Raw genomic sequence first — 14,465 nt, 5'->3', positions numbered from 1 at the left:
CCGGACACGGACGGCGACCCGGCGCGCGGGCGCTCCCGCGCACGCCGGGCCGGACATCCGCGGGCTCAGCGCAGCAGCTCCACCTCCGCCAGCGTCGACACGGCGCTCGGCACCAGCCGGTACCTCTCGTACGTACCGGGCCGCGCCACCGTGAACACCCGTGTCTGCCGGTCCCAGGCGAACGACTGCCCCGACCGCCGGTCCAGGTCCGCCCACGCCGTACCGTCCCGGGAGCCCTGGAGCACCCAGCCCGTCGGGGCGGCGCCCCGCGCCGACGAGGTCAGCGTGTACTGCACCGCCCGCGTGCCGCCCGCCGGGACCGGCAGCTCAACGGCCTCCACCGAGGCCGCCGTCGCCGACGTGTCGTCGAACAGCTCACCCGCGCCCGCCAGGACGTCCCGCCGCGGTGAGGGCACCGAGTCGTCCCGGGTGATGGAGACGGGCGCCGCGTGCCTGCCCGTGCCCCACGCCGACGGCTTCGGGCCCATGTCGAACTCCAGCGTCCCACCACCCGCGACCACCGCGTGCGGCAGCGCGGTCGACGTCCAGCGCTTGCCGTTGACCTTCACCCCCTGTACGTAGATGTTCGCGGCACTGTTCTCCGGGGCCTTGACCACCAGCGTGCGGCCGTTGTCCATCCGCACGGTCGCCTTGGTGAAGAGCGGCGAGCCGATCGCGTACTCCCCACTGCCCATCACCAGCGGGTAGAAACCGAGCGCCGAGAACAGCCACCAGGCGGACTGCTCACCGTTGTCCTCGTCGCCGTGGTAGCCCTGTCCGATCTCGCTGCCCGTGTACAACCGCGACAGCACCTCGCGCACCTTCTCCTGCGTCTTCCAGGGCTGCGAGGCCGCGTTGTACATGTACGTGACGTGGTGGGCGACCTGGTTGGAGTGGCCGTACATGCCCATCCGCACGTCCCGTGCCTCCGTCATCTCGTGGATGACGCTGCCGTACGAGCCGACGAACTCCGGCAACGCGGTCTCGGGCGTCGCGAAGTAGGTGTCGAGCTTCTTCGCCAGACCCGCCCTGCCGCCGTACAGATTGGCCAGGCCCCGGCTGTCCTGCGGAGCGGTGAAGGCGTACCCCCAGCCGTTGGTCTCCGTGTAGTCGTACCCCCACACGCGAGGGTCGTACGACGCCGACGGCACCCGCCACTCGCCCTTCGGGGTCCGGCCCTGGAAGAAGCCGGCGTCCTTGTCGAAGAGCGTGACGTACTGGCGCGCCCGGTTGAGGAAGTACGCCGACTCCTCCTTGTACCGGGCCTTGCCCGTCTTCTTGTGGAGCGCGTCCGCCATCCTCGACAGGCCGTAGTCGTTGAGGTAGCCCTCCAGCGACCACGACAGGCCCTCGTGCGTGGCGGTGGAGGCGTAGCCCAGGAACGGTGACGTCGCCATGCCCTTGCGGCCGACGCCCGACGAGGGCGGTACCACCGTCGCGTTCTTCAGCGCCGCCTCGTACGCCGCCTCCGCGTCGAAGTCGACGCCCTTGACGTACGCGTCGGCGAACGCGACATCGGACGACGTACCCGTCATCAGGTCCGCGTAGCCGGGCGAGGACCAGCGGGAGATCCAGCCGCCGTCCTTGTACTGCTGGACGAAGCCGTCCACCAGCTCGCCCGCCTTACGAGGGGTGAGGAAGGAATACGCGGGCCAGGTCGTCCGGTACGTGTCCCAGAAGCCGTTGTTGACGTACACCTTGCCGTCGACGATCTTCGCGCCCGTCCGGGTCGGGGTGTCCGGGCCGGTCTGCGGCGAGAAGGGGCTGGCGTACCGGTCCTCGCCGTCGACCTTCTCGAAGCCGGAATTGGGATACAGGTACAGCCGGTAGAGGTTGGAGTAGAGGGTGACCAGCTGGTCGCGGGTCGCGCCCTCCACGGTCACCCGGCCGAGGAGCCGCTCCCACGCGGCCTGCGCCCGTGCCCGTACCCGCTCGAAGCCCGTCCCCGGCGGTATCTCCATGGCCAGGTTCCGCTTCGCCTGCTCCACGCCGATCAGCGACGTCGCCATGCGCAGCGTCACCGTCCGGTCCGCGCCCGCGTCGAACCGCAGGTGCCCCTTGACGCCCGCCGACGCGGAGCCGGTGACCGGCGCGTCGAAGACGCCGTACACGAACATCCGGGTCGCGCCGGTCGACAGGCCGCTCTTGACGTCCGAGAAGCCGGTGAAGGACCGGGTGGCGGGATCGAGCGTCAGCCCGCCCTCCTCCGTGACGTTGTCGAACACGACCGACGCGTCCGCGCCCGGATAGGTGAACCGCATCATCGCCGCGTGGTCGGTCGGGGTGATCTCGGCCTTGATGCCGTTCTCGAACGTCACGCCGTAGTAGTGCGGCCTGGCCGTCTCCTTCTCGTGGCGGAAGGGCAGCGCGCGGCGGACACGGTCCGTCTCCGGTGTCCCGGCGGCTGCCGAGGGCAGCAGCTGGAAGGTCTGCCGGTCGCCCATCCAGGGGCTCGGCTCATGGCTGGCGGCGAACGCCTGCACCGTGGGCAGGTTGTCGGCGTTGTTGCCACGGGCGTACTCGTACAGCCAGCTCTTGGACGCGGCATTGGTCACCGGCGTCCAGAAGTTGAAGCCATGGGGCACCGCTGTGGCGGGGAAGGTGTTGCCGCGAGAGAAGGAGCCGCTGGAGTGGGTGCCGCGGACGGTCGAGGCGTAGTCGGAGGGCCGGGCGTGCCGCTTCTCGGGCGCGGCGCGCTTGATCGTGATGTCGTCGATCCAGCCCTGGAACTTCGCAGGGCCCTTGGGGGAGTCGTACGCCACCAGGATCCGGTCCACGGTCCGGCCGGCCGCGACGGCCCCGATCCCGGACGTCACCTGGTTCCACTGGTTGACGTAGAGCCGTTTCGCCGCCCCCTGACCCTGGGGGGTGAGCGCCCCACCGTGGCTGTCCACCGCCCGCAGCTCGCTCAGATGGGTGCCGTCGGTGAAGGCCAGGTCCACGGCGACGTGGGTCGCCGGGTAGTTCAGGTCCGTCTCCGGCAGGGAGGGGAAGATCCGGTACGACAGCTCGGTGTCGCGCCGCACGGCCGTGTGGACGTCGAAGACCTTGTTGTACGAGTAGGCCCGCCCGTCCGGCTTGTGCGTGCCCGCGTACCGCAGCGCCCGCACGCCGGTGAACCCGGCGTTCGCCTTGGCGGTGGGGGAGCCGCCGGGGCCGCGGTCCACGTGGGTGCGCATGTCGGGCGGGACGGGGGCGGAGGTGTCACCGTTCGAGAACTGGACGTCGGCGAGCTGGGTGATGCCCGGCGCGCCGTTGTTCGCCGTGATCTCCAGTCGGTAATGCGCGTACTCCGTTGAATTGTTGAAGTCGTACGTCCGCGTTTCGAAGCGCTTTTCGAATGCCTGCTCCTCGCGGGTGTCCAGGACCTTCCACTCCGTGCCGTCGGCCGAGCCCAGAAGCGTCCAGTTCCTGGGGTCGCGTGGGGCGTGGTCATTGGCGGAGGTCAGCGCGTATGTCACCACCTTGACGGGTTCGTCCAGGTCGAATTCGACCCAGGCGGTGGCGGTGAACGTGAGCCATTTGGTGCTCGGCTGGAGGTCGACCAGGTTCTCCTTGGTCTCCCCGGCGCCGTCGTTCTCGCCGCTGGCGCGCAGCGCGGTGACCTTGTCGGTGACGTTCCCCGGTATCCCCGCAGTGAAGCCGCCGTCCACGCCGGACGCCCGCTTGAGGCCGTCGGCGCCCACGTCGACCGTGTGGCGCCAGTCCGGTGGGCGCTCGTCGGCCTCGAAGGACGAGTGGAACTCCCGTTCCGCCGCGACGGGTTGACTGGGCAGGGCGAGGGCGGTGGCCGTGGGGGTGGCCGCCGCGATCAGCGATACGGCCGCCACGAGGGCGGCCGTACGGGGGAATCGGTGACGGGTTCCGGTTGCGGACGTGCTGGGCTGTCTGGGCTGCATGCCGCGTCCTGCCTCCTGCCGAGAGCGCGTTGGACAACGTTGTCAGGCGATCTGCGCAGGAACCAGTAGGGAGCCAAGTGGCGTGCGGTGTCAAGGGTGTTGTCGGCGCGGGAAGAGTCGATTCAGCCGTTCTGCCGAAAGGTGTGGCCGGGGAATGCGGACCGGGGCCTTCGGTATTTCCCCCAGGTCTCAACTCGGGAAAGACTGCTGACCAAAGTTGCTTTCGATCTTGCTCATGTGACGCGAAGTGGACTATACCTGTCCGGGTCCGAGTGGCATTGCACCATCCAGCACCGCACGAACACCCAGCACCTGCACGACCCAGCAAATGACCGCGGTGGCGGGGCCCTTCGCCTCTGGCGAGCAGGACGGGCGACCGGTACACCGCCTGAGTCCTGGAGAAGGCGAGGACTTGAGCGTGACTCCACCCACGACTGAAGTCGCGGGCTTCCTGCGTCGGTGGCTAAGCCTCCGCGCAGAGGACCAGCCCGGCCCTGTGCAGGACGTTCAGCGCGCCCACGCGGTCGGCGTTCTCCACCAGGCCGCACTTGACGCACTCGAACTTTGCTTGGGTGACGCGGTTCCCCGCTGCGATGTGCCCGCACCCTCCGATCGAGGGTGGGCAGGTGCGGGAGGTGTTGCGGGCGTTCACCGGGATCACGCGGCGAGCGGCACTCTCAGCCTTCTGCGCCAGGATTCCCAGGAAGATTCCCCAACCCGCGTCCAGGATGCTGCGATTCAAGCCCGCTTTCGCGGCAGCCCCGTTCGGCAGGAAGCCGCCCGCCTGTTCGGGGTCGGGCTTGGGTGCGGGCGTCTTGGTCATGCCCGCCGTGTTCAGCTTCTCGTGCCCGATCACGTCGTGCTCACGCACGAGCGCAAGGGCCGTCTTGTGGTGGTGGTCCAGGCGCTGACGCCGGATCTTTGCGTGCAGCTTGGCGACCTTCCGGGCTGCCGCCCGGTGCTTCTTCGTCCGCCGCTTCGTGCGCTTGGGGAATGTGCTCAGGTGCTGCTGCGCGGCAGCCAGCTCCTCGCCCATCCCTTCCAGGAACTTGGGGTTCTCCTTGTGCACCCCGTCGGAGTCGGTGAAGAAGTGCACCGTGCCCATGTCGATCCCGACAATCGACCCGGTGGCAGGAAGCGGCTCGGCGGGTACTTCGTCGCAGGCGAGGACGACGTACCAGCGGCGGCCTTCCCGCTTGAGGCTGATCGTCTTCACCCGGCCCTTGACGGGCCGGTGCTGGTGCACGCGGATGTGCCCGATACCTTGCAGCCGCACGCGGGTCTGCCGGTCGTGGGGCGTGCTGTCCCAGCGGTAGCCGTCCCCGTCCTTCGGGAAGATCACCGTGTCGAAGTGTCCCACGCCCTTGAACCTGGGATAGCCGGGCGTCTGACCGGCTTTCACTCTGCGGAAGAACGCGGCAAACGCCTTGTCCAGCCGGCGCAACGTCGCCTGCTGGGAGGAGAAGGACCAACGTCCCTGACGCTCCGGGTCGAACGCCCGAATCTCCCTGAGCTGTGCGGACTGGTCCCCGTACTTGACGCTGGTCTTCGTCACGTGCCGGTAGGCGTCCCGGCGTTCCTGCAACGCCCCGTTGTAGAGCGAACAGTGATCCCGCAACATCTCGGCGAGCGCGATCGCCTGGCCCACGGTGGGTCGCATGAGGAACTTGTACGCACGTATCAACGCGGCCCACCCCCTCCACGATTCACCTGCTCAATACCGGTGCGTTCACCCTACCGGCCCCCACTGACAACGCAGGGGCTCCGCCGCTGCGCGGCTCCGCTCCAAGGATTCGATTCCCCCACCGGCTATAGCCGGTGGTCCCTCGAAAGAAGGTCTGATGGGATCCACCTCCGCCCGCAACGACGGTGACGGCCTCGGCCGTCGCGACCTGATCAAGCGGTCCGCCGCGCTCGGCCTGATCACCGTACCGACCGCGGGCTTCCTGTCCGCCTGCGCCACCGGCGGTGGCGGCGGCAGCGACAAGGAGACGAAGGCCCCCGGCGGCCCGAAGTCCGAGAAGAACCCGCTCGGTGTCGCCAAGGGCGAGCCGCTGGAGGCGTTCATCTTCAAGGGCGGTCTCGGCGACCAGTACGCGAAGGACGCCGAGGCCGACTACAAGGCGACCTACGGCGCCGAGGTCAAGCACACCGGCACCCAGCAGGTCGGCCCCAAGCTGACCCCGCGCTTCGCGGGAGGCAACCCCCCGGACGTCATCGACAACTCCGGCGCCGACCACCTCGACATGAACAAGCTGTCCACCCAGGGCCAGCTCCAGGACCTCGCCGCGCTGCTCGACGCGCCCTCCATGGACGACCCGGCGAAGAAGGTCCGCGACACGATCCACCCGAGCACCATCGAGAAGGGCAAGCACGGCGACACCTTCGACGTGCTCTACTACGCCTTCACCATCTACGGCACCTGGTACTCCCAGAAGCTGCTCGCCGACAAGGGCTGGGCGTACCCCAAGACCCTCAGCGAGATGGTCGCCCTGTGCGGCGAGATCAAGAAGGCCGGGATCGCCCCCTGGACATACGCGGGCAAGTTCCCTTACTACGTCCACTTCAACCTCTTCGCCCAGATCGCCAAGATCGGCGGCATGGAGAAGTGGATCGCGATCGACAACCTGGAGCCGAACGCCTGGACCTCCAACGACGCGGTCAAGGAGGTCGTCGAGCACTACGAGGAGCTCGCGGCCAAGAAGTACTTCCTCGAAGGCAGCCAGGGCCTGACCCACATCCAGTCCCAGACCGCCTGGAACAAGGGCAAGGCCGTCTTCATCCCCAACGGCTCCTGGGTCGAGAACGAGGCCGCTCCCACCACGCCCGCCGACTTCGGCATGGCCGTCGGCGCGCTCTTCGACGGCACCGGCGACAAGATGCCGCACGGCACGCTGCGCGCCGAGCCGAGCGAGCCGTACATCGTCGCCGCCAAGGGCAAGAACCCGGCCGGCGGCATGGAACTGCTGCGCATCATGCTCTCCAAGAAGCACGCCCAGAACTTCGCGAAGAAGGTGAAGTCCCTGACCTGTGTCATGGACGCCACCCAGGGCATGACTCTCTCGCCGGGTCTCGCCTCAGCCAGCAAGGTCTTCAAGGAGGCGGGGGACAACCTGATCAGCCTTCAGCTCCAGGAGTGGTACCCGGCGCTCACCGACGAGAAGATCGGCGGCCTGACCGGCCAGCTCCTCGCCGGCGAGCTGAGGGCCGCCGACTGGATCAGGAAGACCCAGGCGGAGTGCGACAGGGTGGCCAAGGACGACTCGGTCACCAAGTTCAAGCGCACGGCCTGATGTCCGAGGTATGGATCGCCTGACCTGACAGTTCGAGAAACGAGGGGAAGGGCCGGGGAGCACCATGCAACACGGCAAATACGGATTCATCGTGGGCTTCCTGGCCCTGCCTCTGCTCATTTACGGCGTTTTCGTCATCTCGCCGTTCGTGCAGGCGTTCCAGATCTCGATGACCGACTGGTCCGGCCTGGTGGGCACCGCGGAGTTCGTGGGCCTGGACAACTTCAGCAAGCTGTGGGAGAGCGACGACTTCTGGAACGCGCTGCGCCACAACGTCTACATGCTGGCGCTCGTCCCCGTGGTCACACTCGCGCTGGGCCTCTTCTTCGCCTTCATGCTCAATGTGGGCGGCCGCCGCCGGAAGAACGAGGTGGTCACCGGAGTCGCCGGCTCCAGGTTCTACAAGTTCGTCTTCTTCTTCCCCCAGGTCATCTCCATCACGATCATCGCGGTCATCTGGTTCAACATCTACAACCCCGATCCGAACGACGGCATGCTCAACTCCCTGCTCGGCGCGGTCGGGCTGGACAGCCTGCAGAACTCCTGGCTGGGGGAGAAGAGCCTCGCGCTGTGGTGCATCAGCGCGGTCATGGTCTGGGGCCACGTCGGCTTCTACGTGGTGCTGTTCTCGGCCGCGATGGCCTCCATCCCCCGCGACATGTACGAGGCGGCCCTGCTGGACGGTGCCAACCGCTTCCACACCTTCTTCCGGATCACCCTCCCGCTGCTGTGGGACACGGTCCAGACCGGCTGGGTCTACATGGGGATCATCGCCCTGGACGCCTTCGCGCTGGTCCAGATCATGTCGGTCAACATGGGCGGACCCGACGGCGCCACGGACGTCATGCCGCTGCGGCTATACCTGACGGCCTTCCGGGACAGCCAGTTCGGCTACGCCTCCGCCATGGGCGTCGCGATGCTCATCGTCACCATGACCTTCGCAGTGCTCACGATGCGCTTCGCGCGCCGTGAGCGGATCGAGTACTAGGGGTACGGCGGATGACGACCGAAGAGATCGAAGAGATCGACGGGGTGACCAAGCAGGAGACCGCTCCTGCCAAGGTCACCCGGCAGCTCGGCCCGACGACCGGCCGCACCTCCGAGGGCGGTGTGCTCAACGTCTTCTCCCACGGCATCCTCGTCCTGTGGGCGCTGATGGTGGGCGTGCCGCTGCTGTGGGTGCTGTGGAGCGCGTTCAAGGACAGCAACGGCATCCTGACCGACCCGTGGGGCCTGCCGACCGTCCTGCACTGGGAGAACTGGTCCAACGCGTGGAACGACGCGAACATGGGCCAGTACTTCATCAACACGGCGATCGTGGTGGGCGGGTCCGTCGTCGGCACGATGGTGCTCGGGTCGATGGCCGCGTACGTTCTGGCCCGCTTCACGTTCCCCGGCAACCGGTTCATCTACTACCTGTTCGTCGCCGGCATGTCCTTCCCGGTCTTCATGCTGGTCATTCCGCTCTTCTTCGTCATGCGGGACTTCCCCGGCAGCTCGCTGCTGGCGACGTACCACGGGCTGATCCTGGTCTACATCGCGTACTCGCTGCCCTTCACCGTCTTCTTCATGACGGCGTTCTTCCGTACGCTGCCGACCTCGGTCGCCGAGGCGGCGATGATCGACGGCGCCTCGCACACCCGGACGTTCTTCCAGGTGATGCTGCCGATGGCGAAGCCCGGCCTGATCAGCATCGGCATCTTCAACTTCCTGGGGCAGTGGAACCAGTACCTGCTGCCGATGGTGCTCAATCAGCAGGAGGACAAATACGTCCTCACCCAGGGCCTGGCGATGATCGCGTTGCAGCAGGGTTATGAGAACGACTGGGGCGCGCTGATGGCCGGAATGATGATTGCCATGCTGCCGGTGCTGATCGTGTACTCCGTCTTCCAGCGGCAGGTGCAGTCCGGGCTCACGGCCGGTGCGCTGAAGTAGCTCACGTCACCAAACGAAACGGCTCGTCGGGGGAGCGATCGCTCCCGGCGGGCCGTTTCCATGTGATCTGGCGGTGTATATCCGATTCCTCCGCATCTCATTCGCTCATCGGAGGCCTACAACGCTCAAGGTCTTGACGGGGACCAACCCAAAAGGCTCAGCTTAGAGTTCACATGTTGGAGAAAACGGCAGGAGTGAGTGAGTCGATGGAGACTCCGGGGTCGCAGACATCTCTGCATCGGGCCAATCTTGAGCGGGTCGTGCGCGCGGTGCGTATGGCCGGTTCGCTCACCCAGGCGGAGATCGCCAGGACCACCGGCCTCTCCGCCGCGACGGTCTCCAACATCGTCCGTGAGCTGAAGGACGGCGGCACCGTCGAGGTGACCCCCACGTCCGCGGGCGGACGGCGGGCCCGCAGCGTCTCGCTGAGCGGTGACGCGGGCATCGTCATCGGCGTCGACTTCGGCCACACCCACCTGCGCGTCGCCGTCGGCAACCTGGCCCACCAGGTGCTCGCCGAGGAGGCCGAGCCGCTGGATGTCGACGCCTCGTCCGAGGAGGGCTTCGGCCGGGCGGAAGCGCTGGTCAAGCGGCTGATCGCGGCCACTGGAATCGGTCAGGACAAGGTGGTCGGCGTCGGCCTCGGCGTACCGGGCCCCATCGACGTCTCCTCCGGCACCCTCGGCTCCACCTCGATCCTGCCGGGCTGGACGGGCATCAATCCGAGCGAGGAGCTCGCCGGTCGCCTCGGCGTCCCGGTGTACGTCGACAACGACGCCAACCTCGGCGCCCTCGGTGAGCTGGTCTGGGGCGGTGGCCGCGGGGTCAAGGACCTGGCGTACATCAAGGTGGCCAGCGGTGTGGGCGCCGGTCTGGTGATCGACGGGCAGATCTACCGGGGGCCGGGTGGCACGGCCGGCGAGATCGGCCACATCACGCTCGACGAGTCCGGACCCGTCTGCCGCTGCGGCAACCGGGGCTGCCTGGAGACGTTCACCGCCGCCCGCTACGTCCTGCCGCTGCTCCAGCCCAGCCACGGGGCGGACCTGACCATGGAGCGGGTCGTGCAGCTGGCGCGCGAGGGGGACCCCGGCTGCCGCCGGGTGATCGGGGACGTGGGGCGGCACATCGGCAGCGGTGTGGCCAACCTGTGCAATCTCCTGAACCCGAGCCGCGTCGTCCTGGGCGGCGACCTCGCCGAGGCGGGGGAACTGGTGCTGGGGCCCATCCGCGAGTCGGTCTCCCGGTACGCCATCCCCAGTGCCGCCCGGCAGCTGTCGGTGGCGCCCGGCGCCCTCGGCGGCCGCGCCGAGGTGCTCGGTGCGCTGGCCCTCGTACTGAGCGAAATGGGCGATTCGACCCTCCTGGAGAGCGCCCTCACGCCGGTCACGCCTGCGTTCACTTAGATAACGGATGGCACCGTTGTCATCTCGTTGTCAATTTACTCCTTGACGACGGAGGTGCGGCCGAGTTGACTTCCAGCCACCTCGGCCGCAACGTCGCGGCCTCGTCAGGGAGGCAACCCACATGAACGCAATGACGCGACGCATCGTCATAGGCACGGCAGCGGTATCGATGGCCGCTTCCCTCGCCGCTTGTGGCAAGGCGGGCGACGGTGACAACGGCGGCGGCGGAGGCGACGGCAAGACCATCGGTCTGCTGCTGCCGGAGAACAAGACGACCCGTTACGAGACGTTCGACCGCCCGATCATCGAGGCGAAGATCAAGGCACTGTGCGGCGACTGCGAGGTCAAGTACAACAACGCCGCGCAGGACACCGAGACCCAGAAGAAGCAGTTCGACGGGCTCGTCACGCAGGGCGTCAAGGTGATCATCCTGGACTCGGTCGACTACAAGGCCACCAAGTCCTGGGTGCAGCAGGCCGAGAAGAAGGGCGTGAAGGTCGTCGCGTACGACCGCCTCGCCGAGGGCCCGATCTCCGCGTACGTCTCGTACGACAACGAGAAGATCGGCCGCCTCCAGGGCGAGGGCCTGGTCAAGGCGCTCGGCGCCAAGGCCAAGGAGAGCAACGTTGTCATGATCAACGGCTCGCCGACCGACCCCAACGCCCCGCTGTTCAAGAAGGGCGCCCACAGCGTTCTTGACACCGGTGTCAAGAAGGTCGTCTACGAGCAGGACATCCCGGACTGGTCCCCGGACGAGGCCAACAAGAAGATGGGTGCCGCCATCGACTCCCTGGGCAAGGACGGCTTCCAGGGCGTGTACTCGGCGAACGACGGCATGGCCGGCGGCATCATCACCGCCCTCAAGAAGCAGGGCATCAAGGTCCCGGTCGGCGGCCAGGACGCCGAGCTCGCGGGTCTCCAGCGCATCCTCAAGGGTGACCAGGCCTTCACGATCTACAAGCAGATCAAGCCGGAGGCCGAGACCACCGCGGAGATCGCGGTCCGCCTGCTCAAGGGCGAGAAGATCGACGACCTGACCCCGACGAAGGTCACCAGCCTCACCGGTGAGTTCAAGGACATCCCGGCCAAGCTGTACGACGCGCAGATCGTGACCAAGGAGAACATCGCCTCCACGATCATCGCGGACAAGGTCTACAAGGCCGCGGACATCTGCACGGCCGAGTACAAGGCCGCCTGCGCCGCCGCCGGCATCAAGTAGCCGCCCCGCCCCCTCCCGGACCGGTCCGGCGCCCGCCCCTCCACGCCCCGCAAGCGCGGTCGGGCGCCGGACTCGCCCCCGGGGCCCCGGGCGGCCTGCCGCCAAGCCCCGGCTCGGCCACCGGCCCCGGCCGCCACACCCGCCACCCGGCCACGGCCTCCGGCCTCGGATCCCGGCGGGAGGCCATGGCCACCGGCCTCCAGCGGCAGGTCACGGCCACCCGGCCACCCGGCCACTGGTCCGGCGACCCGGTCTACGGTCTCGGATCCCGACAGGAGCCCACGGCCACCCGACCGCAGCCCCCAGCCACCCGACCCCGGCACCGGCCACCGCTTCCCGGCGACCGGCCACCGCTTCCCGGCGACCGGCCACCGCTTCCCGGCCACCGCTTCCCGGCGACCGGCCTCCAGCCACCGCCACCCAGCCACACAGCCACCCAGCCACCCGGCCTTCCGCCGGCGCCGCCGGGCGGCACTCGCAGTCGCCCGTTCGGCCGCCCGGCCGGACAGGCCCCAAGCCTCTGTGCTCCACGTTCCACCATCCCCGCCGGACAGGCGGCGAAGGAGATGATTCACGTGTTCGCTACGCCCGTGCTGGCGTTGCGCGGAGTCTCCAAGCGGTTCGGCGCCGTCCAGGCGCTCACCGACGTAGACCTTGAGATTCACGCCGGTGAGGTCGTCGCCCTCGTCGGCGACAACGGCGCCGGCAAGTCGACGCTCGTCAAGACCATCTCCGGGGTTCACCCCATCGATGAAGGCGCCATCGAATGGGAGGGCAACGCGGTCCGGATCACCCGGCCGAACGACGCCCAGGACCTCGGGGTCGCCACCGTCTACCAGGACCTGGCCCTCTGCGACAACCTCGACGTCGTCGCCAACCTCTTCCTCGGCAGCGAGCTGAAGCACGCGTCCGTCCTCGACGAGATCGCGATGGAGAAGCGCGCCAAGGAGCTGCTGGACACCCTGTCCATCCGCATCCCCAGCGTCCGCATCCCGGTCGCCGCCCTCTCCGGAGGCCAGCGCCAGGTCGTGGCCATCGCCCGCGCCCTGATCGGCGACCCCAAGATCGTGATCCTGGACGAGCCGACCGCCGCCCTCGGCGTCGAGCAGACCGCCCAGGTCCTCGACCTGGTCGAGCGGCTGCGTGAGCGGGGCCACGGCGTCATCCTCATCAGCCACAACATGGCCGATGTGCGCGCCGTCGCCGACAAGGTCGCCGTCCTCCGCCTCGGCCGCAACAACGGTGTCTTCGACGTCAAGGACACCACCCACGAAGAGATCATCGCCGCGATCACCGGCGCCACGGACAATGCCGTGACCCGCCGCCAGGCGCGTACGGCCACGAAGGAGGACGCGAAGTGAGCGACCTCACCAAGACCCCCGCCCCCGACGCCACGGAGCAGTCCGCGGCGCCCGTCCCGGCCGTCGACCCGCGTCTGCTCGTACGCGAGGAGGGCCTCAAGGGCTACTGGACCGAGTTCACCCGCAAGGTTCGCGGCGGTGAGCTGGGCTCCCTGCCGGTGTTCATCGGCCTGATCGTCATCGCGATCGTCTTCCAGTCGCAGAACAGCAACTTCCTGTCCGCCAGCTCCGTCGCCAACATCGCCGTCTACACCTCAGGCCTCGGCATCATGGCGGTCGGCATCGTCTTCGTCCTGATCCTCGGCGAGATCGACCTCTCGGTCGGTTCCGTGGCGGGCGTCGGCGCCGCCGTCTGGGCGGTGCTCAACGTCAGCAACGGCATGAACGACTGGCTCGCCGTCGCCATCGCCGTCCTCTCCGGCCTCGCGCTCGGCCTCCTCCACGGCTTCTTCTTCGCCAAGATCGGCGTACCGGCGTTCGTCGTCACCCTCGCCGGCTTCCTCGGCTGGAGCGGCCTGCAGATCTGGCTCATGGGCCAGGAGGGCTCCATCAACGCCCCGACCGGCAGCCTGGTCGAGCACCTGACCGGCTACTACTTCGAGGACAAGGCCGCCGCGTACGGCCTCGCCCTGGTCGCCGTCCTCGCCTACGCCGCGTCCCTGCTGCTGGACAGCAAGCGCCGCAAGGCCGCCGCGCTGCCGTCCCGCCCGGTCAGCGAGATCGTGCTGCGCGCCGGCTTCGTCGCCGTCCTGTGCTTCGTCGTGGCGTACGTCCTCAACGAGCCCGCCGGCGCCCGCGGCCTGCCGCTCGCGCTGGTGCTGTTCCTCGCCGTCCTGGTCGTCGCCGACTTCGTCGCCCGCCGCACCACCTTCGGCCGGCAGGTCTTCGCGGTCGGCGGCAACGCCGAGGCGGCCCGCCGCGCCGGTATCAACGTCGACCGGGTCCGCATCCTGGTCTTCGGCCTCTCCGGCCTGCTCGCCGCCTTCGGCGGTCTCTTCGTGGCCAGCCTCTCCGGCGGTGCCACCAAGAGCCTGGGCGGCGGCAACACCCTGATGCTCGTCATCGCGGCCGCAGTCATCGGCGGCACGAGCCTCTTCGGCGGCCGTGGCAAGGTCTGGTCCGCGCTGCTCGGCATGATCGTGATCCAGGCGATCCAGCAGGGCCTCAACATGCTCGGCATGGCGTCCGAGATCCAGTACATGATCACCGGCGCGGTGCTCCTCGCCGCCGTCGTGATCGACTCGGTCTCCCGCCGTACGCAGAAAACCGCAGGTCGCGCGTAGCGTGACCACATCGGTGGCCGGATGTGACCACCGCGATGCCCGGCGCCCTCAACCGGCGCCGGGCATCGC

General features: G+C 68.3%; 9 protein-coding genes. 7 read left to right on the top strand and 2 right to left on the bottom strand.

Features of this window, described 5'->3' with window-relative positions:
- Positions 1 to 65: 65 nt before the first annotated feature.
- Positions 66 to 3,899 (bottom strand): GH92 family glycosyl hydrolase, encoded by a 3,834-nt coding sequence (locus ABT360_RS17715; protein WP_351816619.1) that lies wholly within the window; start codon positions 3,897 to 3,899, stop codon positions 66 to 68.
- Between the two features lie 463 nt (positions 3,900 to 4,362).
- Positions 4,363 to 5,583 carry an RNA-guided endonuclease InsQ/TnpB family protein gene (locus ABT360_RS17710; protein ID WP_351816616.1) on the bottom strand — a complete coding sequence of 407 codons (1,221 nt, stop codon included), beginning with the start codon at positions 5,581 to 5,583 and terminating at the stop codon, positions 4,363 to 4,365.
- A gap of 157 nt (positions 5,584 to 5,740) precedes the next feature.
- Here ABT360_RS17710 and ngcE point away from each other — a divergent pair, with 157 nt between their 5' ends.
- The 7 genes from ngcE (at position 5,741) to ABT360_RS17675 (ending at position 14,396) form a co-directional block, all read left to right on the top strand.
- On the top strand, positions 5,741 to 7,192 hold the full coding sequence (gene ngcE / locus ABT360_RS17705; RefSeq protein WP_351816613.1) for an N-acetylglucosamine/diacetylchitobiose ABC transporter substrate-binding protein: 1,452 nt from the start codon (positions 5,741 to 5,743) through the stop codon (positions 7,190 to 7,192).
- Between the two features lie 64 nt (positions 7,193 to 7,256).
- Positions 7,257 to 8,180 (top strand): carbohydrate ABC transporter permease, encoded by a 924-nt coding sequence (locus ABT360_RS17700; protein WP_351816610.1) that lies wholly within the window; start codon positions 7,257 to 7,259, stop codon positions 8,178 to 8,180.
- Positions 8,181 to 8,191: 11 nt separating this feature from the next.
- Entirely contained in the window at positions 8,192 to 9,127 is a 936-nt protein-coding gene (locus ABT360_RS17695) for a carbohydrate ABC transporter permease (RefSeq protein WP_351816607.1), read from the top strand.
- 206 nt (positions 9,128 to 9,333) lie between these two features.
- Positions 9,334 to 10,533: an ROK family transcriptional regulator gene (locus ABT360_RS17690; RefSeq protein WP_351816604.1), complete on the top strand. Its 1,200-nt coding sequence runs from the start codon at positions 9,334 to 9,336 to the stop codon at positions 10,531 to 10,533.
- A gap of 121 nt (positions 10,534 to 10,654) precedes the next feature.
- Positions 10,655 to 11,752 (top strand): sugar ABC transporter substrate-binding protein, encoded by a 1,098-nt coding sequence (locus ABT360_RS17685; RefSeq protein ID WP_444852265.1) that lies wholly within the window; start codon positions 10,655 to 10,657, stop codon positions 11,750 to 11,752.
- Positions 11,753 to 12,318: 566 nt separating this feature from the next.
- Positions 12,319 to 13,113 carry an ATP-binding cassette domain-containing protein gene (locus ABT360_RS17680; protein WP_351816601.1) on the top strand — a complete coding sequence of 265 codons (795 nt, stop codon included), beginning with the start codon at positions 12,319 to 12,321 and terminating at the stop codon, positions 13,111 to 13,113.
- Entirely contained in the window at positions 13,110 to 14,396 is a 1,287-nt protein-coding gene (locus ABT360_RS17675) for a sugar ABC transporter permease (protein WP_351816598.1), read from the top strand. The genes ABT360_RS17680 and ABT360_RS17675 overlap by 4 nt, the downstream gene beginning before the upstream one ends.
- Positions 14,397 to 14,465 lie beyond the last annotated feature (69 nt).

The sequence above is a fragment of the Streptomyces sp. NPDC000229 genome (assembly GCF_040300825.1).
Taxonomy (GTDB): Bacteria; Actinomycetota; Actinomycetes; order Streptomycetales; family Streptomycetaceae; genus Streptomyces.
The sequence above is the reverse complement of the archived record's forward strand: the minus strand, read 5'-3'. Positions and strand labels throughout refer to the sequence as shown.

Excerpts from the sequence above, each read along its gene's own strand:
- ABT360_RS17715 (WP_351816619.1), bottom strand. The coding sequence starts at position 3,899 with ATGCAGCCCAGACAGCCCAGCACGTCCGCAACCGGAACCCGTCACCGA.
- ABT360_RS17695 (WP_351816607.1), top strand. The coding sequence starts at position 8,192 with ATGACGACCGAAGAGATCGAAGAGATCGACGGGGTGACCAAGCAGGAG.
- ABT360_RS17680 (WP_351816601.1), top strand. The coding sequence starts at position 12,319 with ATGATTCACGTGTTCGCTACGCCCGTGCTGGCGTTGCGCGGAGTCTCC.
- ABT360_RS17690 (WP_351816604.1), top strand. The coding sequence starts at position 9,334 with ATGGAGACTCCGGGGTCGCAGACATCTCTGCATCGGGCCAATCTTGAG.
- ABT360_RS17685 (WP_444852265.1), top strand. The coding sequence starts at position 10,655 with ATGAACGCAATGACGCGACGCATCGTCATAGGCACGGCAGCGGTATCG.
- ngcE (WP_351816613.1), top strand. The coding sequence starts at position 5,741 with ATGGGATCCACCTCCGCCCGCAACGACGGTGACGGCCTCGGCCGTCGC.
- ABT360_RS17700 (WP_351816610.1), top strand. The coding sequence starts at position 7,257 with ATGCAACACGGCAAATACGGATTCATCGTGGGCTTCCTGGCCCTGCCT.